General features: G+C 73.4%; 24 protein-coding genes. 17 read left to right on the top strand and 7 right to left on the bottom strand.

Annotated elements, in window-relative coordinates:
- The first annotated feature begins 60 nt into the window (after positions 1-60).
- From ACIQBJ_RS24025 to ACIQBJ_RS24015, 3 genes are all read left to right on the top strand, one after another.
- Positions 61-1,128 (top strand): hypothetical protein, encoded by a 1,068-nt coding sequence (locus tag ACIQBJ_RS24025; RefSeq protein ID WP_400714165.1) that lies wholly within the window; start codon positions 61-63, stop codon positions 1,126-1,128.
- The gene (locus ACIQBJ_RS24020; RefSeq protein ID WP_400714162.1) at positions 1,118-2,326 is read left to right on the top strand and encodes a glycoside hydrolase family 26 protein; all 1,209 of its coding nucleotides are present in this window, start codon (positions 1,118-1,120) and stop codon (positions 2,324-2,326) included. The genes ACIQBJ_RS24025 and ACIQBJ_RS24020 overlap by 11 nt, the downstream gene beginning before the upstream one ends.
- A gap of 95 nt (positions 2,327-2,421) precedes the next feature.
- Positions 2,422-4,017, top strand: a complete 1,596-nt coding sequence (locus tag ACIQBJ_RS24015; protein ID WP_400714159.1) for an ArnT family glycosyltransferase — start codon at positions 2,422-2,424, stop codon at positions 4,015-4,017.
- A gap of 30 nt (positions 4,018-4,047) precedes the next feature.
- Here ACIQBJ_RS24015 and ACIQBJ_RS24010 read toward each other — a convergent pair whose 3' ends face one another.
- The 3 genes from ACIQBJ_RS24010 to coaA all read right to left on the bottom strand — a co-directional run bounded on the left by ACIQBJ_RS24010 (position 4,048) and on the right by coaA (position 7,704).
- Positions 4,048-5,214: a glycoside hydrolase family 26 protein gene (locus ACIQBJ_RS24010; protein WP_400714156.1), complete on the bottom strand. Its 1,167-nt coding sequence runs from the start codon at positions 5,212-5,214 to the stop codon at positions 4,048-4,050.
- The gene (locus ACIQBJ_RS24005; protein ID WP_400714153.1) at positions 5,207-6,526 is read right to left on the bottom strand and encodes a glycosyltransferase family 2 protein; all 1,320 of its coding nucleotides are present in this window, start codon (positions 6,524-6,526) and stop codon (positions 5,207-5,209) included. The genes ACIQBJ_RS24010 and ACIQBJ_RS24005 overlap by 8 nt, the downstream gene beginning before the upstream one ends.
- A 185-nt stretch (positions 6,527-6,711) precedes the next feature.
- Positions 6,712-7,704: a type I pantothenate kinase gene (coaA, locus tag ACIQBJ_RS24000; RefSeq protein ID WP_400714151.1), complete on the bottom strand. Its 993-nt coding sequence runs from the start codon at positions 7,702-7,704 to the stop codon at positions 6,712-6,714.
- A 99-nt stretch (positions 7,705-7,803) separates the two neighbouring features.
- Between coaA and glmS the strand changes: the two genes are divergently transcribed.
- From glmS to ACIQBJ_RS23965, 7 genes are all read left to right on the top strand, one after another.
- Positions 7,804-9,660: a glutamine--fructose-6-phosphate transaminase (isomerizing) gene (gene glmS, locus ACIQBJ_RS23995; protein ID WP_400714148.1), complete on the top strand. Its 1,857-nt coding sequence runs from the start codon at positions 7,804-7,806 to the stop codon at positions 9,658-9,660.
- Positions 9,661-9,725: 65 nt separating this feature from the next.
- Entirely contained in the window at positions 9,726-10,094 is a 369-nt protein-coding gene (locus ACIQBJ_RS23990) for a holo-ACP synthase (RefSeq protein ID WP_400714145.1), read from the top strand.
- A gap of 209 nt (positions 10,095-10,303) precedes the next feature.
- Positions 10,304-11,755 (top strand): NAD(P)H-hydrate dehydratase, encoded by a 1,452-nt coding sequence (locus ACIQBJ_RS23985; protein ID WP_400714142.1) that lies wholly within the window; start codon positions 10,304-10,306, stop codon positions 11,753-11,755.
- 152 nt (positions 11,756-11,907) lie between these two features.
- A complete protein-coding gene (alr, locus tag ACIQBJ_RS23980) occupies positions 11,908-13,092 on the top strand; it encodes an alanine racemase (RefSeq protein WP_400714139.1) in 1,185 nt (394 codons plus the stop codon).
- Positions 13,092-14,255: an alpha/beta fold hydrolase gene (locus tag ACIQBJ_RS23975; protein ID WP_400714136.1), complete on the top strand. Its 1,164-nt coding sequence runs from the start codon at positions 13,092-13,094 to the stop codon at positions 14,253-14,255. The genes alr and ACIQBJ_RS23975 overlap by 1 nt, the downstream gene beginning before the upstream one ends.
- Before the next feature lie 64 nt (positions 14,256-14,319).
- Positions 14,320-14,829, top strand: coding sequence for a tRNA (adenosine(37)-N6)-threonylcarbamoyltransferase complex ATPase subunit type 1 TsaE (gene tsaE / locus ACIQBJ_RS23970; RefSeq protein WP_400714133.1), 510 nt, complete (start codon positions 14,320-14,322; stop codon positions 14,827-14,829).
- A gap of 102 nt (positions 14,830-14,931) precedes the next feature.
- Positions 14,932-15,111 (top strand): hypothetical protein, encoded by a 180-nt coding sequence (locus ACIQBJ_RS23965; RefSeq protein ID WP_400714130.1) that lies wholly within the window; start codon positions 14,932-14,934, stop codon positions 15,109-15,111.
- Between the two features lie 21 nt (positions 15,112-15,132).
- Here ACIQBJ_RS23965 and ACIQBJ_RS23960 read toward each other — a convergent pair whose 3' ends face one another.
- Entirely contained in the window at positions 15,133-15,717 is a 585-nt protein-coding gene (locus ACIQBJ_RS23960; protein WP_400714127.1) for a hypothetical protein, read from the bottom strand.
- A 135-nt stretch (positions 15,718-15,852) separates the two neighbouring features.
- On the opposite strand from ACIQBJ_RS23960, the gene tsaB reads away from it, so the two are divergent.
- The 5 genes from tsaB to ACIQBJ_RS23935 all read left to right on the top strand — a co-directional run bounded on the left by tsaB (position 15,853) and on the right by ACIQBJ_RS23935 (position 19,321).
- Entirely contained in the window at positions 15,853-16,500 is a 648-nt protein-coding gene (gene tsaB, locus ACIQBJ_RS23955) for a tRNA (adenosine(37)-N6)-threonylcarbamoyltransferase complex dimerization subunit type 1 TsaB (protein ID WP_400714124.1), read from the top strand.
- 48 nt (positions 16,501-16,548) lie between these two features.
- Positions 16,549-17,028, top strand: coding sequence for a ribosomal protein S18-alanine N-acetyltransferase (gene rimI, locus ACIQBJ_RS23950; protein WP_400714584.1), 480 nt, complete (start codon positions 16,549-16,551; stop codon positions 17,026-17,028).
- A complete protein-coding gene (gene tsaD / locus ACIQBJ_RS23945) occupies positions 17,021-18,109 on the top strand; it encodes a tRNA (adenosine(37)-N6)-threonylcarbamoyltransferase complex transferase subunit TsaD (RefSeq protein ID WP_400714121.1) in 1,089 nt (362 codons plus the stop codon). Before rimI ends, tsaD begins: the two co-directional genes overlap by 8 nt.
- Entirely contained in the window at positions 18,106-18,366 is a 261-nt protein-coding gene (locus ACIQBJ_RS23940) for a hypothetical protein (RefSeq protein WP_400714118.1), read from the top strand. The genes tsaD and ACIQBJ_RS23940 overlap by 4 nt, the downstream gene beginning before the upstream one ends.
- A gap of 70 nt (positions 18,367-18,436) precedes the next feature.
- Positions 18,437-19,321 (top strand): polysaccharide deacetylase family protein, encoded by an 885-nt coding sequence (locus tag ACIQBJ_RS23935; RefSeq protein WP_400714115.1) that lies wholly within the window; start codon positions 18,437-18,439, stop codon positions 19,319-19,321.
- Here the strand turns inward: ACIQBJ_RS23935 and ACIQBJ_RS23930 are convergent.
- From ACIQBJ_RS23930 to ACIQBJ_RS23920, 3 genes are read right to left on the bottom strand one after another with little or no spacing between them, the layout of a single operon-like run.
- A complete protein-coding gene (locus ACIQBJ_RS23930; protein WP_400714112.1) occupies positions 19,297-20,475 on the bottom strand; it encodes a methyltransferase domain-containing protein in 1,179 nt (392 codons plus the stop codon). The genes ACIQBJ_RS23935 and ACIQBJ_RS23930 overlap by 25 nt on opposite strands.
- Positions 20,476-20,497: 22 nt before the next feature.
- Positions 20,498-20,794 carry a hypothetical protein gene (locus ACIQBJ_RS23925; protein WP_400714109.1) on the bottom strand — a complete coding sequence of 99 codons (297 nt, stop codon included), beginning with the start codon at positions 20,792-20,794 and terminating at the stop codon, positions 20,498-20,500.
- A 48-nt stretch (positions 20,795-20,842) separates the two neighbouring features.
- Entirely contained in the window at positions 20,843-21,304 is a 462-nt protein-coding gene (locus tag ACIQBJ_RS23920) for a hypothetical protein (RefSeq protein WP_400714106.1), read from the bottom strand.
- A gap of 255 nt (positions 21,305-21,559) precedes the next feature.
- Between ACIQBJ_RS23920 and groES the strand changes: the two genes are divergently transcribed.
- Complete coding sequence (groES, locus tag ACIQBJ_RS23915) at positions 21,560-21,865, top strand: co-chaperone GroES (protein ID WP_014136232.1); 306 nt, start codon at positions 21,560-21,562, stop codon at positions 21,863-21,865.
- Positions 21,866-21,981: 116 nt separating this feature from the next.
- Positions 21,982-23,616 carry a chaperonin GroEL gene (gene groL, locus ACIQBJ_RS23910; protein ID WP_400714103.1) on the top strand — a complete coding sequence of 545 codons (1,635 nt, stop codon included), beginning with the start codon at positions 21,982-21,984 and terminating at the stop codon, positions 23,614-23,616.
- Positions 23,617-23,639: the final 23 nt, after the last annotated feature.

Below are 23,639 nucleotides of genomic sequence, written 5' to 3'. Positions count from 1 at the left end.
GACGTTCGAAGCTCTACCGATAGCATTCGGGACTGTGATCGAAGCGTGGAGGGGGCGTTGATGTCAGAGGGTCAGCAGCAGCCGCAGCAGCCGGCATCAGGGCCGGGGGTCCCGCCGCAGCAGCCCGGTGGGCACGGTGCGCCGCAGCCGGCGTACGGTTACCCGCCGCAGGGCGGCCCGCAGCCGGCGTACGGGTACCCGCAGCAGGTGCCGCCGCCGCAGCCCGGTTTCGGGCCGCCGCAGGGGCCCGGCTACTCGCAGGGGCCCGGGTCGCCGCAGTCGTACGGGCCGGGCGGCTTCCCGCCGCCGGACGGTCAGCAGCCGTACCAGGGCCGGTACGCCGCGCCGACCTTCCAGGGCGACGCGGAGGCACCGGACTGGTCGGCGATGGCCTCCCAGCACGAGGACGAGCGGCGGCGCCGCAAGCGGACGGTCGCCCTGCTCAGCACCCTGGGCGCGCTGGTGCTGGTCGGCGGCATCGTCACCGCGGCGGTGATGGTCGGCAACGACGACAAGCCGAACAAGCCGATCGCCGGGCAGTCGACCGATCCCGGCCCGACCGGCAGTCCCTCGGGCTCGCCGGTGGCGAAGCCGAAGTCGGCGGAGGAGGCGCTCAGCCGCGCCTCCACGGACAAGGCCCCGCTGTCGGTGGAGAGCCTGTTCCCGGGCGCGACGCTGACCGTCGACGGCCAGCAGTTGAACCGGGTGGCGACCGAGCACGGCACCGAGTGCTCCGCGGAGACCAACAACGGCCTGGGCTCGGTGCTGGTCACCGAGAACTGCCAGGACATGTACCTGGCCACCTACCTGTCCGAGAAGTCGGCGGTCACCGTGGGCATCGCGGTGTTCGACACCAAGCCGCAGGCGGACCGGGTGAAGTCGAAGGTCGTCGGCAACGTGAAGGCGCTGCGCTCGAACGCCACGCCGCGGTTCTGCCCGGACCTCAAGCAGTGCGCGACCTCCAGCGACTCGTACGGCCGCTACGTGGTGTTCACCACCGGCGGCAACGCCGACCTGAGCCCGGTGACGGACTCCACGCCGGCCGTGAAGTCGGCGTCGGCGGGGATCCTCAAGCAGGCCATGGACGATCTGAAGGCCCGTGGGCAGGCCGTTCTGAATGCGGGCTGAGGGGCGGCCGGACCGGCTCGACGCCCTGGGCGGGTGGATACGCGAGCACGTGCCGCCGCTGCTGGAGGGGCCCGTGACGTTCGTCGCGGGCCTGACCGAGCGACTGGCGGCCGTGCTCGGCCCGGTGCTGGCGCGGCTGTGGCGGCGGCTGCCGCCACTGCTGCGGGTCGGCCTGGTGATCGGCCTGCTGCTGGGCTGCTTCGCGGTGGAACTGGACGGCGCCTCGGGATCGGTGCCGAATCGGCCGGCCGCCGCCCCGCCGGGGGCCGCGGACACGGGGGTGCTGCCGGCCGAGGAGCCGGGCACCGAGGCGAGCAAGGACCGGCTGGTCAACCCGCCGGGCCTGCTGTTCGGGATCGCGACGCCGGAGGCGCCGAGCGCCGACCGCACCAAGCAGGTGGCGGACGACTCGGGGCAGCACCCGACCGTCCAGGAGTACTTCCTCAAGTGGAACCAGGACTTCGACCAGGAGGCCTTCGAGGCCTCCTACCGGCTGGGCGCGATGCCGCTGGTCACCTGGGAGCCGTGGGCCGGCGGCGACAAGGCCGTGGACCAGCCGGACTACCGGCTTTCGCGGATCGCCTCGGGGGCGCTGGACGACTACGTGAAACGTTTCGCCAGGGACGTCAAGAAGGCCAGGGGACCGGTCGTGCTGCGGTTCGGGCACGAGATGAACGAGACCTGGTACCCGTGGTCCGAGGAGCGCAACGGCAACCGGAAGGGCGACTACGTCGCGGCCTGGCGGCACCTGCACGACGTGTTCGAGGCGCAGGGCGCGGACAACGTGATCTGGCTGTGGTGCCCGGACACGCAGAGCCAGGGCCGGCCGCCGCTGTCCCGGTTCTACCCGGGCGACGACTACGTCGACTGGATGGGGACGGAGGCGTACGGCACCGACGACGCGGAGAGCGTGGGGCCGTTGCTCGACGCCACCTACGACGAGTTGACGGACCTCTCGGACAAGCCGGTCTTCATCGGCGAGGCCGGGGTGCGTCCCGGCAACGGCAAGGCGCTGTGGACCCAGGACTTCTTCTCCTGGCTGATCGACCATCCACGGGTGGTCGGCTTCGCCTGGTTCCAGTTCTCGGACAGCGAGGGCGGGCGCTACGACTGGCGGTTCACCACCTCGCCGGGGGCCCGCGACTCCTTCCGCCAGGGGCTCGCCGGGCAGGTGCTCGTCACGTGGCCACTGCGCTGACGGCGGCTCTTGTGTTGGGTGCGAACGGCCGGAAATAATGGCGCGTTCGTGCGGTCAGGTCGATCGCGTTCACTGAATCTCCACTGGAGCCAACCGTGTCCTGGGCCGTTTCTCCCCATACCGAGGAGGCTCCGCCGGTCGCCGCGGAGCCCGGGACGGGGTCCGGTTCCTCCCGGCGGGCCCGCCGGGAGGAGGAGACCGGCAGCCGGTTCCTCGGACTCCGGTTGCCGGTCTGGTTCCTGCTGCTGGCGCTGGCCGTCCAGGTCGGGTTCGCGCTGCGCCTGATCTGGACCCGCACCGCGTTCAGCGACGAGGCGCTGTACCTCTTCGCGGGCCACGACCTGGTGTCGCACTGGGTGAGCGGCACCAAACTGCCCAACTACGCCAGCTACTTCTCGGGCGCCGTGCAGCTCTACCCGCCGATCGGCGCGGCCGCCGACACCATCGGCGGCACCACGGCGGCCCGACTGCTCGGCCTGGCCTGCATGATGGCCACCACCGTGCTGGCCTACCTGGCGGCCTCCCGGCTGTACGGGCGGACGGCGGGCGCGCTGGCGGCGCTGGTGCTGGTGGTGCTGACGCCCACCCAGTTCCTGGCGGCCTTCTCCACCTACGACCCGATGGCGGTGCTGCTGACCGCGCTGGCCGGCTACCTGGCGATCCGGGCCGAGGGCCGCTGGGGCTGGCTGGCCGCCACCGGTCTGGTGGTGGCGCTCGCCGACGGCGTCAAGTTCGCGTCCGCGCTGTGGAGCCCCGTGGTGGTGGCGCTGGTGGTGCTGTGCGCGATGCCGCGGCTGCGGCCGGGGGCGGCGCTGCTGCGCGGCCTGTTCACGACCGCGGTGGCGGGTGCGGTGATGGGCCTGGGCATCCTGGCGGGCGGTGACCAGTTGTGGGGCGGCATCGAGTCCACCACGCTGAGCCGGCACACCGGCCAGGACTCGGCGGCGTTCATCTTCGGCGAGGCCTGGGACTGGGTCGGTCCGGTCTGGCTGCTGGCGGTGGCCGGTCTGGTGCTGCTGTGCGTGCGCGGCGCGTCCTGGACGAGCCGGGGCGTCGGTGCGGTGCTGCTGCTCGCGGTGATGCTGGCCCCGATCAACCAGTCCCGGATCAACCTGACGGTCTCGCTGCACAAGCACGTCACCTTCGGCGCCTGGTTCGCCAGCCTGCTGGCCGGCTACTTCCTGGCCTGGCTGCTGACGGTCGGTCGGGGACGGCGGATCTGGCAGCCGCTGCTGATCACGGCCGGACTGGTCGGCACCCTGGCGGTGGGCCTGCCGGAGACCGACCGGCTCTACCAGCGGGGCTGGGCGGACGCCACCGGGATGATCTCCACGATCCGGCCGTACGTCGGCGAGCAGGGCCTGTACCTGGCGGAGAACTCCCCGGTGCCGCGCTACTACCTGCGCCACGAGACGGACGGCACGCAGTGGGTCAGCACCTGGTCCTACACGTACAAGGACCCGAAGGACAAGAAGACCTACACCGGTGCGCCCGCCTACGAGAAGGCGATCGCCGCCAACAAGTTCGCCCTGGTGGTGCTGGACAACAAGACCACCAAGGACCTGGACGTGAAGATCACCGCCGCGCTGCAGGCCAACAAGGACTACCAGCAGGTCGCCGACCTGCCGACCGACATCAAGGGCCTGCACTACACGGTGTGGGTGTACAAGCCGACGCCGAAGAAGGGCTGACGGGGGAGGGGCCGGCCGACCGACGGGGCCTCAGCCCCCGAGCCCGTCCGCGAGTTTGACGGTGGCGATGCCCTCGGCGAACGCGCGCTGCGACTCGGGGGTCTCGTCGAACCGCCAGTCGGCCTTGCCGCCCTGGTCCCGGTCCCGTTCGAACCAGATGAAGCCGAGCACGTCCGCCTGCTGGTTGAGCCAGGCGAAGAAGTCGGTGGTCCACTTGGCCTTGAGCGCGGCGCTCGGCTCGCGACCGGTCTCGGTGATCAGGATCGGCTTGGTGGTGATCCTGCGGACGATGTCGAGGGTCGGCCCGAAGGTGTCCGCCGCGCCGGCCTCGCCCTTGGTGCCGTAACCGGTCAGGCCGACCCAGTCGACGTAGTCGTCGCCCGGGTAGAGGGCGGTCAGGTCGGTGTTGGGCACCGGCCGGACGATGTTGGCGCTCCACACCCAGATGACGTTGCCCGCCCCGGCCTGCTGGAACAGGTCGTGGACGTGCTTCCAGGCCGCGACGTACTCGCCCTTGTGGTTGCCGTTCTGGCTCTCCGACCAGGGGTACCAGGTGCCGTTCATCTCGTGCGCGAAGCGGATCGCCACCGGCCACTTCTGGGCGGCGACGGCCTGGGCGAAGCGCCGGATGTAGTCGTCGTGGGCGCCCGAGACGATGGTGGACAGGGCGAACGCGGGCTGCTCGGCGTGCCCGTTGTCCTCGCCGTCCCAGGGCTCCCAGGAGATCACCGGCAGGGTGCCGTGCGCGTAGGCCCGGGAGACGGCCTTGGGGTCGAACTCGGAGGTCCAGCGCACGAAGTACTCGGTCATGGTGGGCCGCACGCCGGCCTTCGCGGCGATCGCGTCGACCTCGCCGGCGGACCACGGGGCCTCCGGGGTCGCCACGCCGAAGTACTTGCCCTTCGGCGTCTCGAACAGCGACTTGTCCGGCACCGGCGGCGGGGCCGGGTTGATCAGCTGGCCGATCCCGGGCGCGCCGGCCGGGTGGCCGAGGCCCGCGTACCGCGGCCCCTTGCCGTCCAGCTCCAGCGCGGCCATGACGCCCCAGCAGAGCGTGCCCAGCAGCAGCACGTTGACGGTCATCCAGATCCGCAGCCGGATGCCGCTGCCCCGCGACCACCAGCGGGTCTTCTTCCGGCGCCGCGCGGCGGGGGCCGGGCGCTGCTCGGCGAGGGGCTCCACGGTCGTGTCAGACACTGATCATCACCGATCCGAACAGCAGCGCACTGCCCAGCAGGTAGGGGATGACCACCTTGACGCTGCGCGCCCGCTCGCCGGCGAAGCCGTCCTTGCGGGTGCCCCAGGAGGCGTTGTGGCCCATCCGGAAGAAGCCCAGCAGCCGCACCGGCAGCAGGACGAACGTGTTGATCACCATGAACACCGGGAGGAAGACCAGGTCCTGGGTCCGGTAGGCGAAGTGGCGGCCGAACCGGACGGCGATCGAGAGCAGCGACATCACCGCGGCGAGCACCAGAACGGTCGCGACGGCCTTCCAGTGCACCGCGGGCAGCGGCAGCTCCATGTACAGGCTGGGACCGGTGCGGTGCCACAGCGCCTCGCCCCAGGAGGCGAACGAGCCGAGCAGGACGAACGGCACCACGATGTCGACCACGTAGAACAGCGCCAGCATCCGGGCCCGCATCAGCATCCAGGGCAGCATCCGCAGCGTGTTGTACTGCGAGCCGCGGGCCCACCGGTACTGCTGCTTGGCGAGCTTGCCCAGCCGCAGCGGTGCGTCGGTGTAGACCAGCGAGCTGGACTGGTAGACGGTGCGGTAGCCCTGCTTGAGCGTGTAGTTGGTCAGCGTGCGGTCGTCGCTGACCTCCAGGAAGACGCCGAGGAACTTCTCCGACAGGAAGTCCTCCATGCACTCCAGCAGGATCTTCCGGCGGAAGGCGATGGTCCGGCCGGGCAGGCAGCCGACGGTGCCGAGCACGCTCATCGCGGGCAGCGAGTACTGGCAGCGGACGCTCTCCAGCCAGTCCGCCCAGCGGGTGAGCACCGACCGGCCCGGGTCCAGGATGCGCTGACGGGTCGTCACCCCGCCGACCTTCTCGTCCCGGAACGGCTTGACCAGTTCGGGCAGGGTGGTGGGCGTCCAGATGGTGTCGGAGTCGACCAGCACGGCGATCTCGCTGGTGCAGGCCTCCAGCCCGACCTTCAGGGCGTTCCGCTTGCCGGGGGTCTCGGTCCACTCCCAGTAGACGCCGAGGCTGTTGCAGACCTCTTCGAGCGCGGTGTTCCGCTTCCCGTTGATGACCACGACCATCTCGGTCGGCTGCTGGTCGATGATCCGGTCGAGCACCGAGTAGAAGAGGTCCGGGGGCTCGTCCACCACGGGGATGATCACCGAGGTGCTGACCTGGTAGGGCCGCGTCCACGGGCGGTACCGGCGGGCCAGGCCGAGGCGGACGAACCACAGCACCCACACGCCGCTCATGAAGACCGCGAAGGGGTAGATGGCGCCGGCGGTCCACCACTGGCGGAGTTGGAGCAGGAAAGCGAGCATGGCCCCCGGACCGTCTCGGTCGACTGTTCACGTATGGAGTGGGCCGACCTGTGGCGAGCACGGGTTGGGCCGTCCTGATGATAGACGCCCGGGCAAAGCGTGAATCAGCCCGAAAATGGGCATAGCGGACGCCCAGGTGCTCAGGGTCACGCCAATCGGGACCAAGCCGTGATGCCCGCGCCCCCTCAGAGCTTGCGCAGCCGGGCCCGGCGGACCTTGTGGTCGGGGCCCTTCTGCAGGATCAGGGTGGCCCGGCCGCGGGTCGGCAGGACGTTCTCCAGCAGGTTGGGCCGGTTGATGGTCCGCCAGACCTGGCGGCCGTAGTCCATCGCCTCCTCCTCGGGCACCTCGGTGAAGCGCTGGAAGTAGGAGCTCGGGTCCTGGAACGCCGTCTCGCGCAGCTTGCGGAACCGGTTCAGGTACCAGCGCTCGATGTCGTCGGTGCGGGCGTCCACGTAGATCGAGAAGTCGAAGTAGTCGGCGACCGCCATCCTGGTCCGCCCGTCGGTGCCCGGCAGGGCCGGCTGCAGCACGTTCAGGCCCTCGACGATCAGGATGTCGGGGCGCTCCACCACCAGCCGCTCGTCCGGCACGATGTCGTAGACCAGGTGCGAGTACACCGGGGCGGTGACCCGCTCCTTGCCGGCCTTGACGTCCGCGACGAAGCGGGTCAGCGCCCGCCGGTCGTACGACTCCGGGAAGCCCTTGCGGGCCATCAGGCCGCGCCGGCGCAGCTCCGCGTTGGGCAGCAGGAAGCCGTCGGTGGTGACCAGCTCCACCCGCGGGTGCTCCGGCCAGCGCGCCAGCAGTGCCTTCAGCAGCCGGGCCGTGGTCGACTTGCCGACCGCGACCGAGCCCGCCACGCCGATCACGAACGGGGTCCTGACCCGCTCGGTGTCGGGCGTGTCGAGGAAGCTGCCGACCGCGCCGCGCAGCTCGTGGGTGGCGTGCACGTACAGGTTCAGCAGCCGCGACAGCGGCAGGTAGACGTCCCGGACCTCGTCGAGGTCGAGCGCGGTGCCGAGGCCGCGCAGCCGCTCGACCTCCTCGGCGGTGAGCGGCAGCGGGGTGCGTTCGCGCAGCGCGCTCCACTCGGCGCGGTCCAGATCCACGTACGGGGAGGGGGTGGGCGCGGGGGTCGCGCCCCTCGTACAGAGTTCGGTCAGCACAGGGTCCATTGTGGGCCGTGTCCGGCGTACGGGGTGTTGTGGTGTCGGTCACCCGGTGTGGTCAGCCGTTCCGCCGGGATCCGAACACCGCCACCTATGCTGGCGCATATGTGCGGAATTGTTGGATATACGGGCCCCCAGCCGGCCCTCGACGTAGTGATCGCGGGTCTGCGGAGACTGGAGTACCGGGGCTACGACTCGGCCGGTGTCGCGGTGCAGACCGAAGGAGCCCCCGGGCAGTGGCTCCTGGCGACCGACAAGCGGGCCGGAAAGCTCGTCAACCTGGAGAAGTCGCTGGCCGAGACCCCGCTCCCGGCCGGCACCACGGGCATCGGGCACACCCGGTGGGCCACCCACGGCGGCCCCACCGACGCCAACGCCCACCCCCACCTGGACGACCACCGCAAGGTCGCGGTCGTCCACAACGGCATCATCGAGAACTTCGCCCGGCTGCGCGCCGACCTCGCCGACCGGGGCCACACCCTCCGCTCCGAGACCGACACCGAGGTCGTCGCGCACCTGCTCGCCGAGGCCTACGACGGCGACCTGGCCGAGGCCATGCGCACCGTCTGCCGCCAGCTCGACGGCGCGTTCACCCTGGTCGCGGTGCACGCCGACGCGCCCGGCGTGGTGGTCGGCGCCCGCCGCAACTCCCCGCTGGTGGTCGGCGTCGGCGACGGCGAGAACTTCCTCGCCTCCGACGTCGCCGCCTTCATCGAGCACACCCGCGAGGCGATCGAGCTCGGGCAGGACCAGGTCGTCGAACTCCGTCCCTCCGGAGTCGTCGTCACCGGGTTCGACGGCACGCCCGCCGAGGTCCGCGAGTACCACGTGGACTGGGACGCCTCCGCCGCCGAGAAGGGCGGCTACGACTACTTCATGCTCAAGGAGATCGCCGAGCAGCCGAAGGCCGTCGCCGACACCCTGCTCGGCCGGATCGGCACCGACGGCCGGCTCACCCTCGACGAGCTGCGCATCCCCGACCAGGTGCTGCGCGAGGTCGACAAGGTGGTGATCGTCGCCTGCGGCACCGCCTTCCACGCCGGCATGATCGCCAAGTACGCGATCGAGCACTGGACCCGCATCCCCTGCGAGGTCGAGGTCGCCAGCGAGTTCCGCTACCGCGACCCGATCCTGGACGACCGCACCCTGGTCGTCGCCATCTCGCAGTCCGGCGAGACCATGGACACCCTGATGGCGCTCCGGCACGCCCGCGAGCAGGGCGCCAAGGTGCTGGCCATCTGCAACACCAACGGCTCGACCATCCCGCGCGAGTCCGACGCGGTGCTGTACACCCACGCCGGGCCCGAGGTCGCGGTCGCCTCCACCAAGGCGTTCCTGACCCAGCTGGTCGCCTGCTACCTGGTCGCGCTGTACCTGGGCCAGGTCCGCGGCACCAAGTGGGGCGACGAGATCTCCTCGGTGATCCGCGAACTCGGCGACGCCCCGCGGCAGGTCGAGGAGGTGCTGCGGACCATGGAGCCGGTGCGCGAACTGGCCCGCTCGCTGGCCGACGCCCGCTCGGTGCTCTTCCTCGGCCGGCACGTCGGCTACCCCGTGGCCATGGAGGGCGCGCTCAAGCTCAAGGAACTCGCCTACATGCACGCCGAGGGCTTCGCCGCCGGCGAGCTCAAGCACGGCCCGATCGCGCTGATCGAGGAGGGCCTGCCGGTCGTCGTGGTGGTGCCCTCGCCGCGCGGCCGCTCGATCCTGCACGACAAGATCGTCTCCAACATCCAGGAGATCAGGGCCCGCGGCGCCCGGACCATCGTGATCGCCGAGGAGGGCGACGAGGCCGTCGTCCCCTACGCCGACCACCTGATCCGGATCCCCGCCACCCCCACCCTGCTGCAGCCGCTGGTCTCCACCGTCCCGCTCCAGGTCTTCGCCTGCGAGCTGGCCACCGCCAAGGGCCACGAGGTCGACCAGCCCCGCAACCTGGCGAAGTCCGTCACCGTCGAGTAGCCCGCGTATCGTCCATGCCTGCGCGGTGGGTACCCACCGCGCAGGCATGGACGAGGGAGCGGGACGTGATCATCGGGGTCGGCATCGACGTGGCGGACATCGAACGGTTCGGGGAGTCCCTGGAACGCACCCCCGGACTCGCCGAACGCCTCTTCACCCCCGCGGAGTTGACCCTCCCCTCCGGCAAGCGCCGGGGGGTCGCCTCGCTGGCCGCGCGGTTCGCCGCGAAGGAGGCCGTGGCCAAGGCGCTCGGCGCGCCGCCCGGCCTGCACTGGGAGGACGCCGAGGTCCGGGTCGAGGAGTCGGGCCGCCCGCTCCTCCACATCACCGGCACCGTCGAGGCCCGGGCCGCCGCGCTCGGCGTCACCTCCTGGCACATCTCGCTCAGCCACGACGCGGGCGTCGCCTCGGCGGTCGTCATCGCCGAGGGGTGAACTGTTCGGGGTCCCGGGAACAGTGATCCCGGCGGGGCGTCACGGGGCCTCCGCCGAGGACCTTCGGCCCGAAACGGGGTGGCGCCCAGCGGCCCGTCGGACACCAGCCCCTCGGCACCGCCGTTCCCCGGGCCCCCGGAGCTTCGCTCCCGCGAGGCCCGGCGGGCCCGGAAGCACCTGCCCAAGAGTCTCTCGTTCGAGGAGTGCGGATGCGTTTCGCCCACCGGGTCGATCAAGTACGGGCCGCCGAGGCCGAGTCGATGGCGCGGCTGCCCGACGGGGCGCTGATGCGGCGGGCCGCCGCCGGGCTGGCGGCGGTGTGCGCGGGGTTGCTGCCGCGGGTGTACGGGAGCCGGGTGCTGGTGCTGGCCGGGTCCGGGGACAACGGTGGGGACGCGCTGTTCGCGGGGGCGCGGCTGGCGCGGCGCGGGGCCCGGGTGGAGGCGCTGCTGCTGGACCCGGGCCGGGTGCACGGCGCGGGGCTGGCCGAACTGCTGGCGGCGGGCGGGCGGGTGACGGACGACCAGGGCGCTTTCGGACGGGCCGACCTGGTGCTGGACGGCATCGTCGGGATCGGCGGGCGCGGGCCGCTGCGCCCGGTGGCCGCGCCGCTCGCGGGCCTGCCGCGGCGCGGCACGCTGGTGGCGGTGGACGTCCCGTCGGGCGTCGACCCGGACACCGGGGAGGTGGCCGGGGCCGCGCTGCGGGCCGACGTCACGGTGTGCTTCGGCACCCACAAGCCGGGCCTGCTGATCGACCCGGGCGCGCGGTACGCGGGCGTGGTGCACCTCGTCGGCCTCGGGCTGGACCTGCCGCCCGCGCCCGTCGAGGTGCTGCAGCACGCCGACGCGGCCGCGCTGCTGCCGGCGCCCGGCGCGGAGAGCGACAAGTACCGGCGCGGCGTGGTCGGGATCGCCGCCGGGTCGGCGACCTACCCGGGGGCGGCGGTGCTGGCCGTCGCGGGCGCGCTGCGCGGCGGCGCGGGGGCGGTCCGGTACACCGGGCACGCGGCCGCGGAGGTGGTGCGGCGGCACCCCGAGGCGCTGGTGACCGAGGACGGCCCGGCCCGGGCCGGGCGGGTGCAGGCGTGGGTGGTCGGGCCCGGCGGGGGAGCGGACGCGGCGGGCGCGCTGCGGGAGGCCCTGGACAGCGCGGTGCCGGTGCTGGTGGACGCCGACGCGCTCACCGCGCTGGCCCGGACCGGGCCCGGGGCGACACTGGGCCGGGAGGCGCCCGTCCTGCTCACCCCGCACGCCGGGGAGGCCGCCCGGCTGCTCGCGGGCCTCGGCGAGCGGACCGGCGAGCGGACCGGCGCGGAGGCCGTCGAGGCGGCCCGGCTGCGGTCCGCTCGGCGGCTGGCCGCCGGGTACGGCGCGACGGTGCTGCTGAAGGGCTCCACCACGGTGGTCGCCGACCCCGACGGCCGGACCCGGGTCAACCGCACCGGCACCGGCTGGCTCGGCACCGCCGGCAGCGGCGACGTGCTGGCCGGGCTGGCGGGCTCACTGCTCGCCGCCGGACTCGCCCCGCTGGACGCCGCCTCGGTCGCCGCCCACCTGCACGGCCTGGCCGGCCGCCGCGCGGCGGGCCCCGGCGCCCCGATCACCGCCCTCGACATCGCCGCCGCCCTCCACCCGGCCTGGGCCGCGCTGGTGGGCTGAGGCACCCGCCGGACGGGCCCGGCGGAACCGGAACCCCGTCCACCGCGTGGAGGCAGTGGGGAGGCGGGACGTACGGGTGGACGGGTGAGAACGGCCCGGTCGGCCGTGCCCCTGACGGGGGGAGCGGCGGCGGTCTGGGAGACTGATAGGCGATGACGACTGCGAACACCACCGGCACGCCCGCACTGGCCCAGGGCGCCCGCGCCGAGGCGACGATCGACCTCGGCGCGCTGCGCGGCAACCTGGCCGCGCTGCGGGCCCGCGTCGACGGGCCCGAGCTGATGGCCGTGGTGAAGGCCGACGCGTACGGGCACGGGGCGCTGCGCTGCGCCCGGGAGGCCGTCGCGTCGGGGGTGCGCTGGCTGGGCACGGCCACGCCGGAGGAGGCGCTCGCGCTGCGCGCCGCCGGGATCGGGCCGGAGCAGGCCCGGGTGCTGTGCTGGCTGTGGACGCCGGGCGGCCCGTGGGCGCGGGCGCTGCGCGAGTCGGTGGACATCTCGGTCGGCGGCCAGTGGGCGCTGGACGAGCTGCTGGCGGCGGTCCGGGAGACCGGCGTCCCGGCCCGGGTGCACCTGAAGATCGACACCGGGCTGGGCCGCAACGGCTGCCAGCCGCACGACTGGCCGGACCTGGTGGAGAACGCGGTCAAGGCGCAGGCGGACGGGCTGCTGCGGGTGGTCGGCGTCTGGTCGCACTTCGCGGCGGCCGACGAGCCGGGCCACCCGTCGATCCAGGTCCAGCTGGACTCGTTCGCGCAGGCCCTGGCGTTCGCCGAGCGGGCCGGGGTCGACCCGGAGGTCCGCCACCTGGCGAACTCGCCGGCCACCCTGCTGCTGCCGCAGTCGCACTACGACCTGGTCCGGCCGGGCCTGGCGATGTACGGCCTGTCCCCGGTGCCGGACGTCGGCTCCCCGGCGGACTACGGGCTGCGGCCGGTGATGTCGCTGGCGGCCCGGCTGGCGCTGGTCAAGCGCGCCCCGGGCGGCCACGGCGTCTCGTACGGGCACCACTACACGACGCCGGGCCCGACCACGCTCGGCCTGGTGCCGGTCGGGTACGCGGACGGCGTGCCCCGGCACGCCAGCAACACCGGGCCGGTGCAGATCGGCTCGTCCTGGTACCGGGTGGCGGGCCGGGTCGCGATGGACCAGTTCGTCGTCGACCTGGGCGGCGACCTGCCCGAGGTCGGCGAGGAGGTGCTGCTGTTCGGCTCCGGCGAGCGCGGCGAGCCGACCGCCGAGGACTGGGCCCGGGCCTGCGGCACCATCGCGTACGAGATCATCACCCGGATCGGGGGACGGGTACCGCGCCGCTACGTCGGGGGGACCGAGGGCTGATGGCCGAGCAGTCGCCGTCCGGCGGGGTGTCCCGCGCGGGCCTGATCGGGATCTCGCTGGGCGTGCTGGCCGCCGGGGCGGCGGCCGGGGTGGCGATCGAGCGGCTCACGGTGGGCCGGACGATGCGCCGCCGGGCCCGCGAGGAACTGGACGCCGCGGCACCGTTCGGGTCGCTGCGCGGCAAGGCCCGCACGGTGGCCGCGGACGACGGCACCGGGCTGTACGTCGAGGTGGACGAGGCCGGGCGGGACGGCGGCCCGACCGTGGTGTTCTGCCACGGCTACTGCCTCAACCAGGACGGCTGGCACTTCCAGCGCGCGGCCCTGCGCGGCGCGCTGCGCACCGTGTTCTGGGACCAGCGCAGCCACGGCCGCTCCGAGCGCTCCCGCTCCTTCCTGGGCGGCGAGGCCGCCTCGATCGACCAGCTCGGCGCCGACCTGCGGGCGGTGCTGGACGCCGTGGTGCCGGACGGCCCGGTGGTGCTGGTCGGGCACTCGATGGGCGGCATGACGGTGATGGCGCTGGCCGCGCAGCACCCCGAGCTGTTCGCCGGGGGCGGCCGGGTCGCGGGCGTGGCGCTGGTCGGCACGCTGGCCGGCGACTGGGACTCGGTGCCGCTGGGCCTGCCCGCGCTCGGCGCCAAGGTGGTCAAGCGGGTCGCCCCGGGCGTGGTGCGGCTGCTCGGCCGCCAGGTCGAGCTGGTGGAGGCCACCCGGCGCTGGGGCTCGGACGTGGCGGCGGTGTTCTACCGCCGCTTCTCGTTCGGGAGCAAGGACGTCGACCCGGGGGTGGCCCGGTTCGCCGAGCAGCTGCTGGACGCCACCCCGATCGACGTGGTCGCCGAGTTCTACCCGGCGTTCTCCGCGCACGACAAGCGGGCCGCGCTGGCCGGGCTGGCCGGCGTCCCGACGCTGGTGCTGGCCGGCACCAAGGACCTGCTGACCCCGCCCGAGTACTCGGAGGCGATCGCCGCCGCGCTGCCCGACGCCCGCCTGGTGCTGGTGCCGGACGCCGGGCACCTGGTGATGCTGGAGCGCCCCGGCACCGTCGACCGCGAGCTGGCCGCCCTGCTGGAGCGGGCCGCCGCGCACGCCGGGACGGGCCCGCTCCCGGAGGCGGTCCGGGACCTGGCGACCGAGCCGGAGACCCCCGCCGCGGACTGACCGCGGGCGGCGCCCCCGCGGTGTGGCACCTTAGGGGTGGCCGCATCGATCGAAGAAGGACGCCATGGGTTCGCAGACCACTCTGACCGTCGACACCGCCGAGCGGATGACCGGCCTGGGCCGACGGCTCGCCGGGCTGCTGCGCCCCGGCGACCTGGTGCTGCTGTCGGGGGAGCTGGGCGCGGGCAAGACCACGCTGACCCGGGGCCTGGGCGAGGGCCTGGGGGTGCGCGGCGCCGTCACCTCGCCGACCTTCGTGATCGCCCGGGTGCACCCCCCGCTGACCGGCGGCCCCGCGCTGGTGCACGTGGACGCGTACCGGCTGGGCGGCGGCCTGGACGAGATGGAGGACCTCGACCTGGACGTGTCGCTGCCGGAGTCGGTGGTCGTCGTGGAGTGGGGCGAGGGCAAGGTCGAGCAGCTCTCCGAGGACCGGCTGGAGATCCGGATCGAGCGCACCCTGGGTGGCGAGGCCGCGGACGCCGTCGAGGAGGCGGACGGGCGCCGGGTCACCCTGACCGGGCTGGGCGGGCGCTGGGACGGTCAGGACCTCACCGGATTGGGTGAGAACTGAGCCGGGTTTCCGACAGCGTGTCGGCAAACTGTTGCGGCGCACCGCGCGGCCGTGATGGGATGGCGCCAGCAGGTTAGGTATGCCTAACTAGGGAGGCGCCCCATGGCGAGCACCACCCCCGGTACCGAGGACCGTCCCGCGACGACCGCCCGGGACGGCCGCGACGAGCGGTCGGAACGGACCGCCCGCCCGCTCGCCGCGCCCGTGCCGATGCGCGCCCTGCTGGCGTCCTGCCGCGCCGCGGCGGCGGTCTCCACCCCGCCGGAGCGCGACGCCGCCTGACGCCGGGCGACCGCCGCCCGCTCAGGCGACCACGACCACCCGGGTGCCGTTCGGCGCGAAGTCCCACAGCAGCTGGGCGTCCGGGCGGGAGGAGCGGATGCCGCCGGGCTTGCTCTTCGGGTCCGGCGCGGCGGTCGGCTGCGCGGACTCGTCGACCAGCGCGCTGAAGCCGAACACCGTGCCGGACTGCTGCGCGAACCGCACCACGTGCTCGACCTTGCGCCCGTCGGTGCCGTCGCTCGCCGCCGACCGGCTGTACACCGTGTACGCGCCGAGCGAGGGCTGCACGGCGCCCGGCGTCACCTTGAACGAGGCCAGCACCGGCACCGGCTTCTTCGGGTCGACCAGCCAGACCTGGCGCTCCTTCAGCGAGTACACCACCCGCAGGCCCGCGCCGGACTCGCCCGGCAGCGGCGGGGCGGACGGCTGCGCGCTCGCCGACGGCGCGGCCGACGACGGGGCGCCGGCGGCGCTGCTCGACGCCGACGGGGCCGCCGCCACCGCGCGCGAGGCGGCGCCGTTCGCCTGGAACGCCAGCAGCCCGACCACCGCGAGGGCCGCCAGGGTCAACCCGCCGACCACCGCACCAGGACCCAGCTTCGCCACGTCTCTGCTCCTCAACGCTCCGCATCCCACGTCCGAGAGCCCATCGTGCCAGGTTCGGACCCCTGTTCCGCCCTCTTCCGATCGTGTGTTCCCCGCCGTACGGAGCCCCGGGCCGGACCCTCTAACCTTGAACCCGTGCTCCTCCTCGCCTTCGACACCGCCACCCCCGCCGTCACCGCCGCCGTCCACGACGGCGAGCGGGTGCTCGCCGAGTCCTACGAGGTCGACGCCCGACGGCACGGCGAACTGCTGCTCCCCACCGTCGCGGACGTGCTGCGCACCGCCGGCGTCGACAAGCGCGACCTGACCCACCTGGCGGTCGGCGTCGGCCCCGGCCCGTACACCGGCCTGCGGGTCGGCCTGGTCACCGCGGCCGCCCTCGGCGACGCGCTCGGCCTGCCCGTGCACGGAGTCTGCACCCTCGACGCGATCGCCCACCAGGCCCGCGCCGAGGGCCTGGCCGGTCCGTTCACGGTCGCCACCGACGCCCGCCGCAAGGAGGTCTACTGGGCCTCCTACGACGCCGACGGCACCCGGGTCTCCGGCCCCGCGGTGGACCGCCCGGCCGAGATCGAACCGGGGGAGCGGACGGTCGGCGCGGGCGCGCTGCTGTACGGCCTGCCCGCCGCGAGCGGCCCCGAGCACGTCTCCGCGGGCGCCCTCGCCGACTTCGCGGCCCGCGCGCTGGCGGCCGGCCGCGCGCTGCTGCCGAACGCCCCGCTGTACCTGCGCCGCCCGGACGCCCAGGTCCCGGCCGGCTACAAGGCGGTGCTGCCGGCGTGAGCGGCGCCGGAGCGGTCGGCCCGCGTGGCTGAGTACGCGCTGCGTCCCATGCGCTGGTGGGACATCGAGCCGGTCATGGTGCTGGAGCACCGGCTGTTCCCCGAGGACGCCTGGTCGCGCGGGATGTACTGGTCGGAGCTGGCCGAGGCGTACCCGGGCGGCAGCCGGCACTACGTGGTGGCCGTGGACGCGGGCGGCGCCGTGGTCGGCTACGCCGGGCTGATGGCGGTCGGCGCGGACGGCGACGTGCAGACCATCGCGGTGGACACCGACCGGCAGGGCGCGGGCCTCGGCGCGATGCTGCTGACCGAACTGGTCGAGGAGTCGGTGCGGCGCGGCTGCGCCGAGCTGCTGCTGGAGGTGCGGGTCGACAACCTGCGGGCGCAGCGGCTGTACGAGCGGTTCGGGTTCGAGCCGGTCGGGATCAGGCGGGGCTACTACCAGCCCGCCAACGTGGACGCGCTGGTGATGCGTCTGGACCACCTGGCAAGCGATGCAAGCGATCTGAAGGATCATCACAATGGCTGACGAACCCCTCGTCCTCGGTATCGAGACCTCCTGCGACGAGACCGGCGTCGGCATCGTCCGCGGCACCACGCTGCTGGCCGACGCGGTCGCCTCCAGCGTCAACGACCACGCCCGGTTCGGCGGCGTCGTCCCGGAGATCGCCAGCCGGGCCCACCTGGAGGCGATGGTCCCGACCATCCGGCGGGCGCTGGACACCGCCGGGGTCAGGGCGAGCGACCTGGACGGCATCGCCGTCACCGCGGGCCCCGGCCTGGCGGGCGCGCTGCTGGTCGGCGTCAGCGCCGCCAAGGCGTACGCCTGGGCGCTGGACAAGCCGCTGTACGGCGTCAACCACCTGGCCTCGCACATCTGCGTGGACCAGCTGGAGCACGGCCGGCTGCCCGAGCCGACGATGGCGCTGCTGGTCTCCGGCGGCCACTCCTCGCTGCTGCTGAGCAGCGACATCACCTCCGACGTCCGGCCGCTCGGCGCGACCATCGACGACGCCGCGGGCGAGGCGTTCGACAAGGTGGCGCGCGTCCTCGGCCTGGGCTTCCCCGGCGGCCCGGTGGTCGACCGGATGGCGAAGGAGGGCGACCCGAAGGCGATCGCGTTCCCGCGCGGCCTGAACAACGCCGGGGACCCGGCGTACGACTTCTCGTTCTCCGGCCTGAAGACCGCCGTGGCGCGCTGGGTGGAGGCCAGGCGGCGGGCCGGGGAGCCGGTGCCGGTGGCGGACGTCGCGGCGTCCTTCCAGGAGGCGGTCACCGACGTGCTGACCCGCAAGGCCGTCCGGGCCTGCAAGGACAACGGCGTCGACCACCTGATGATCGGCGGCGGCGTGGCCGCCAACTCGCGGCTGCGCGAGATGGCCCGGCAGCGCTGCGACAAGGCCGGCATCGTGCTGCGGGTGCCCCGGCCGGGCCTGTGCACCGACAACGGCGCGATGGTGGCCGCGCTCGGCTCCGAGATGGTGTGGCGGAACCGCACCCCGTCCTCCTTCGACCTGTCCGCGGACTCCTCGCTGCCGGTCACCGAGACCCACGTCCCGGGCGCCGAGCACGGGGACGTGCACGCGCACGCCCACGAGGCGCTGAAGTGACCCTGGCGGCGATGTGGGAGGCCCGGGCGGCGGCCGGCCGGGGGGCCGAACTGCACGCCTGGGCCCGGGAGACGGCGCTGCCCGCGGTGCGCGGCGCGGCCGGCCTGGAGCGGGTCGAGCTGTTCACCGCGCCCGGCGAGCGGGTGCTGCTGATCGCCCTGTGGACGGGCGCGCCGCAGCCGGTGCCGGAGCCGCCCGCCGGGCTGCTGGCCCGCCCCGCGCACCACTGGACCTTCACCCGCACGGATGTCGGGTAGGCAACCGCGGAGCAGGTACCGTTCGTCCTGAACATCGACACGTGTGTAGAGGGCGAGCGGGGGGCATCCGGTGAGGACCAGGGCACGGATCGGGTACGGGGCGGGCGCGCTCGCCGTCCTGTTGGCGGCGAGCGGCTGCGGGAGCTCCGGGCCCGCCGACAAGCCCGCCGCGCAGACCCCGCCGTCCGCCGGCGCCCCGGGCACCCCGGGCGGCGGCGGCACCGCCTCCGCGCCCGCCCAGGACGCGGCCGGGGACGCCGCCTGGGCCAAGTGGGGCCTCAAGCCGATGGCCAAGGCGCCCGCCCCGCCCGCCGACAAGCCGATCAAGCTGGCGAAGACCGGCACCGTCCCGGTGTTCAGCGAGGTCCCCACCCAGGACAAGGTCGTCTTCGTCACCATCGACGACGGGGCCGAGAAGGACCCCAGGTTCGTCCAGATGCTGACCGACCTCAAGGTGCCGATCACGATGTTCCTGACCAAGGACATCGTCAAGAACGACTACGCCTACTTCAAGCCGCTCCAGGCGCTCGGCAACAGCATCCAGAACCACACCGTCAGCCACCCGGTGATGAGCAAGCTCGCGCCCGCCCAGCAGAAGTCGCAGATCTGCGACGACCAGGCCGCCCTCACCCAGCAGTACGGCACCGCGCCCTACCTGTTCCGCCCGCCCTACGGCGACGGCGCCAACACCCCGGCGCTGAACACCGCAGTGCAGGAGTGCGGGCCGCGCGCCGTCGTGCTGTGGCGCGAGTCCATGCAGATCCACGACATGCAGTACCAGGCCGCCGACAAGAAGCTCAAGAACGGCGACATCATCCTGGCGCACTTCCGCGGCCCGTCCGACCTCAAGGGCGAGACCATGACCCAGATGTTCGGCGAGATGCTCTCCCGCATCCAGGAGCAGGGCTTCGCGGTCGCCCGCCTCGACGACTACATCGCCAAGCCCGCCGGCTGACCCAGCATCATCACCGGGCCGGCCGCGGTGCGGGCCACGATCACCGTCACCGCGTTCGGCCCGGCCGGCTTCAACTGCCGCCGCAGCTCCTCCGGCACCACCTGGGCCCCGCGCTTCTTGATCACCACGGTGCCGATCCGGCGCTCCTTCACCAGCGCCTTCAGCCGCTTCACCTGGAACGGCAGTACGTCGGTCAGCTCGTACGCCTGCGCGTACGGCGTCGGCCGCAGCTCGTCCGAGGTGACGTACGCGATCATCGGGTCGATCAGCCGGCCGCCCACCGCCGCCACCACCTCGGCCACCATCCGGCCCCGGATCACCGCACCGTCCGGCTCGTACAGGTACCGCCCCACCGGGCCCACCGGCGGGTCCGGCAGCGCCCCGCCCGCCAGCGAGTGCCCGCCCGGCAGCAGCGTCGCCCGGTACGGCTCGGCGGCGGCCGTGCCGAACCACAGCACCGCCTCCTTCACCTCGCCCCGGTCCGACACCCACTCCGCCTCCGCACCCTCCGGCACCAGCTCGTGCGGGATCCCCGGCGCCACCTTCAACGCCCCGAACGGGGCACCGCGGGCCGCCTCCACCGCCCAGGACAGCGGCGGCGAGTACGCCTCCGGGTCGAACACCCGGCCGCGCGAGGTCCGCCGCGCCGGATCGGTGAACACCGCGTCGAAGCCCGCCGTGCCGACGTCCGCGACGTCCGCCCGGCGGACCTCCACCAGCTCCGCCACGCCCAGCGCCGCCGCGTTCGCCCGCGCCACCTCGCAGGTCAGCTCGTCCCGGTCCACCGCCAGCACCGCGATCCCGGCCCGGGCCAGCGCGATCGCGTCCCCGCCGATCCCGCAGCACAGGTCCGCCAGCCGCCGCACCCCCAGCGCCGCGAACCGGCCCGCCCGCCACTCGGCCACCGACCGGCGGGTCGCCTGCTCCACCCCGTGCTGGGTGAAGTACATCGCGGCGGCGTCCGCCCCGAACTTCGCCTCGGCGCGCTGCCGCAGCCGGGCCTGCTCGAACGCGGCCCGCACCAGCTCCGCCGGGTACTCCCGCCGCAGCCTGGTCGCCAGCGCCAGCTCCTCCGCCGCCGTGAAACCCCGCAACTCGGCCAGCAGCGCCTGCCCCTGCTCGGTCAGCAGCGCCCGGAACGACTCGATCTCCACCGCACCATTGTCACCGCTCCGGTCAGCGCCCCATCCGCGCCAGCGACAGCACCGCCAGCAGCGGCCCGAGCAGCCCCATCGCGGCCGGCGCGATCCGGTACCCCCGGCGCGCCGCCCCCACCAGGAACACCACCACCGGCGCCAGCGCCCCCACCGCCAGCGCGCCGCACAGCACCACCGCGACCGGCGCGTCCAGGGTCACCCCCCACACCGCCAGCACCGCCGCGTACACCGCCGCGCACAGCAGCGGCACCTCCGCCGCGACCAACCCCAGCGCACACAGCGCGTCCCGCCCCACCGGCTGCCGATTCACCGTCATGGGCCAAGCCTCGCAAGGGAGTTGGCCCACGCGCCTGAGTACCGGAACTCAGTTGTACGGGAGTTCCGTCGCGTTCCCGTGCTCGTCCCACCGGTAGCACTTCCCGCCGCTGTAGCAGGCGGTGTACGGGGTCCGCTTCGCGGGTGCCGGCGGGTCCACCGGCTGGGTCGGGTACAGCAGCACGGCCGCCACCACCACCCCCGCGAGCAGCACCCCCTGCACCGCGGCCGACCGCCGCTCCCGCAGCCACAGCAGCACCAGCACGACCAGCGCCAGCACCACCGCGACCACCAGGGCCGTCCGGAACGGCGTGTGGCTGGCGCTCGGATGCCGCACCACCCGGCCCCCGCCGTCCACCGGCAGCTCGCTCCCGAAGACGTGGCTGCCGCCCGCCATCAGTGCCGCCGTCCCCGAGACCGCCGCCAGCACCACGTCCAGCAGCACCAGCAGCGGCACCAGCCCGTGGAGCCCGGGTCGTTCCTCTTCCGCTTCCGCCCCCGTCGCACTCATGCGCGCATTGTGCCGAGGGGGAACGTCCGTTCGCACCGGAAGCGCGGAAAATCCCGGCCCGCGGCGAAACCCGGACGCGACTCCGTTGGCACTCTGGTTGACTGAGTGCTAACCGCGTCCTATGGTCGTTCCTGGCACTCTCCCCGGTGGGAGTGCTAACCGCGACGATGCGTGTCCGACCCCCGCGACGGCGGGCGCGTGCAGTCGCCACCTACCTGTAAGACAACCCCGTAATCTCCGAAGGGGAGCTCGGACGTGACCACCAGCAGCAAGGTTGCCATCAAGCCGCTCGAGGACCGCATCGTGGTCCAGCCGCTCGACGCCGAGACCACCACCGCCTCCGGCCTGGTGATCCCGGACACTGCCAAGGAGAAGCCCCAGGAGGGCGTCGTCCTGGCCGTCGGCCCGGGCCGCTTCGAGGACGGCCAGCGTCTGCCGCTCGACGTCGCCGTCGGTGACATCGTCCTGTACTCGAAGTACGGCGGCACCGAGGTCAAGTACCAGGGCGAGGAGTACCTCGTCCTCTCGGCCCGCGACGTCCTCGCGATCATCGAGAAGTAAGACGTCCGCGCAGTAAAGACGTCCCAGCCCGCCCCGGAACCGTGTCAGCACTGACAGGGGCCCGGGGCGCGGTTGTTGCTCCACGTACGCAGACCTACCCCTGAGGAAACGGGACCATGGCGAAGACCCTGCAGTTCGACGAGGACGCCCGCCGCTCGCTGGAGCGCGGTGTCAACAAGCTGGCCGACACCGTCAAGGTGACCATCGGCCCCAAGGGCCGCAACGTCGTCATCGACAAGAAGTTCGGCGCCCCCACCATCACCAACGACGGTGTGACCATCGCCCGCGAGGTCGAGCTCGACGACCCGTACGAGAACCTCGGCGCGCAGCTGGTCAAGGAGGTCGCCACCAAGACCAACGACGTCGCGGGTGACGGCACCACCACCGCCACGGTGCTGGCCCAGGCCCTGGTCAACGAGGGTCTGCGCAACGTCGCCGCCGGCGCCGGCCCGGCCGCCCTGAAGAAGGGCATCGACAAGGCCGTCGCCGCCGTCTCCGAGCACCTGCTGTCCATCGCCCGCGAGATCGAGGGCAAGGACGACGTCGCCGCCGTCGCGTCCCTCTCCGCGCAGGACACCCAGGTCGGCGAGCTGATCGCCGAGGCGATCGACAAGGTCGGCAAGGACGGTGTGATCACCGTCGAGGAGTCCAACACCTTCGGCGTCGAGCTCGAGTTCACCGAGGGCATGCAGTTCGACAAGGGCTACCTGTCCCCGTACTTCGTCACCGACGCGGAGCGCCAGGAAGCCGTCCTGGAGGACCCGTACGTCCTCATCACCCAGGGCAAGATCTCCTCGATCCAGGAGCTCCTGCCGCTGCTGGAGAAGGTCCTGCAGGCCGGCGGCTCCCGCCCGCTGCTGATCATCGCCGAGGACGTCGACGGCGAGGCCCTCTCCACCCTGGTGGTCAACAAGATCCGCGGCACCTTCAACGCGGTCGCGGTCAAGGCCCCCGGCTTCGGCGACCGCCGCAAGGCCATCCTGGGCGACATCGCCACCCTCACCGGCGGCCAGGTCGTCTCCGAGGAGGTCGGCCTCAAGCTCGACCAGGTCGGCCTGGACGTGCTCGGCACCGCCCGCCGGATCACCGTCACCAAGGACGAGACCATCGTGGTCGACGGCGCCGGCGACTCCGCCGAGGTCGCGGGCCGGGTCGCCCAGATCAAGGCCGAGATCGCCAACACCGACTCCGACTGGGACCGCGAGAAGCTCCAGGAGCGCCTCGCCAAGCTGGCCGGCGGCGTCTGCGTGATCAAGGTCGGCGCGGCCACCGAGGTCGAGCTCAAGGAGCGCAAGCACCGCCTGGAGGACGCCATCTCCGCGACCCGCGCCGCGGTCGAGGAGGGCATCGTGGCCGGCGGTGGCGCCTCGCTGGTGCACGCCGCCAAGGTCCTGGAGGGCGGCCTCGGCCTCTCCGGCGACGAGGCCACCGGTGTCGCCGTGGTCCGCAAGGCGCTCGCCGAGCCGCTGCGCTGGATCGCCCAGAACGCCGGCCTCGAGGGCTACGTCATCACCTCCAAGGTCGCCGAGCTGGAGCCCGGCCAGGGCTACAACGCCGCCACCGGCGAGTACGGCGACCTGGTCAAGGCCGGCGTCATCGACCCGGTCAAGGTCACCCGCTCCGCCCTGGAGAACGCCGCCTCCATCGCCTCCCTGCTGCTCACCACCGAGACCCTCGTGGTGGAGAAGAAGGAAGACGAGGAGGCCGCGGGCCACGGCCACTCGCACGGCGGCCACGGCCACAGCCACTGAGGCACCGGCCGTCAGGCACTGAA

Source organism: Kitasatospora sp. NPDC088391 (genome assembly GCF_044753345.1).
In the GTDB taxonomy this organism is placed as follows: domain Bacteria; phylum Actinomycetota; class Actinomycetes; order Streptomycetales; family Streptomycetaceae; genus Kitasatospora.
The sequence above is the reverse complement of the archived record's forward strand: the minus strand, read 5'-3'. Positions and strand labels throughout refer to the sequence as shown.

Excerpts from the sequence above, each read along its gene's own strand:
- glmS (WP_400714148.1), top strand. The coding sequence starts at position 7,804 with ATGTGCGGAATTGTTGGATATACGGGCCCCCAGCCGGCCCTCGACGTA.
- coaA (WP_400714151.1), bottom strand. The coding sequence starts at position 7,704 with ATGGACCCTGTGCTGACCGAACTCTGTACGAGGGGCGCGACCCCCGCG.
- groL (WP_400714103.1), top strand. The coding sequence starts at position 21,982 with ATGGCGAAGACCCTGCAGTTCGACGAGGACGCCCGCCGCTCGCTGGAG.
- ACIQBJ_RS24025 (WP_400714165.1), top strand. The coding sequence starts at position 61 with ATGTCAGAGGGTCAGCAGCAGCCGCAGCAGCCGGCATCAGGGCCGGGG.
- tsaE (WP_400714133.1), top strand. The coding sequence starts at position 14,320 with ATGGGTTCGCAGACCACTCTGACCGTCGACACCGCCGAGCGGATGACC.
- tsaD (WP_400714121.1), top strand. The coding sequence starts at position 17,021 with ATGGCTGACGAACCCCTCGTCCTCGGTATCGAGACCTCCTGCGACGAG.
- ACIQBJ_RS23985 (WP_400714142.1), top strand. The coding sequence starts at position 10,304 with ATGCGTTTCGCCCACCGGGTCGATCAAGTACGGGCCGCCGAGGCCGAG.
- ACIQBJ_RS23925 (WP_400714109.1), bottom strand. The coding sequence starts at position 20,794 with ATGACGGTGAATCGGCAGCCGGTGGGGCGGGACGCGCTGTGTGCGCTG.
- ACIQBJ_RS23965 (WP_400714130.1), top strand. The coding sequence starts at position 14,932 with ATGGCGAGCACCACCCCCGGTACCGAGGACCGTCCCGCGACGACCGCC.
- alr (WP_400714139.1), top strand. The coding sequence starts at position 11,908 with ATGACGACTGCGAACACCACCGGCACGCCCGCACTGGCCCAGGGCGCC.
- rimI (WP_400714584.1), top strand. The coding sequence starts at position 16,549 with ATGCGCTGGTGGGACATCGAGCCGGTCATGGTGCTGGAGCACCGGCTG.
- ACIQBJ_RS23920 (WP_400714106.1), bottom strand. The coding sequence starts at position 21,304 with ATGAGTGCGACGGGGGCGGAAGCGGAAGAGGAACGACCCGGGCTCCAC.
- ACIQBJ_RS24005 (WP_400714153.1), bottom strand. The coding sequence starts at position 6,526 with ATGCTCGCTTTCCTGCTCCAACTCCGCCAGTGGTGGACCGCCGGCGCC.
- ACIQBJ_RS23975 (WP_400714136.1), top strand. The coding sequence starts at position 13,092 with ATGGCCGAGCAGTCGCCGTCCGGCGGGGTGTCCCGCGCGGGCCTGATC.
- ACIQBJ_RS24020 (WP_400714162.1), top strand. The coding sequence starts at position 1,118 with ATGCGGGCTGAGGGGCGGCCGGACCGGCTCGACGCCCTGGGCGGGTGG.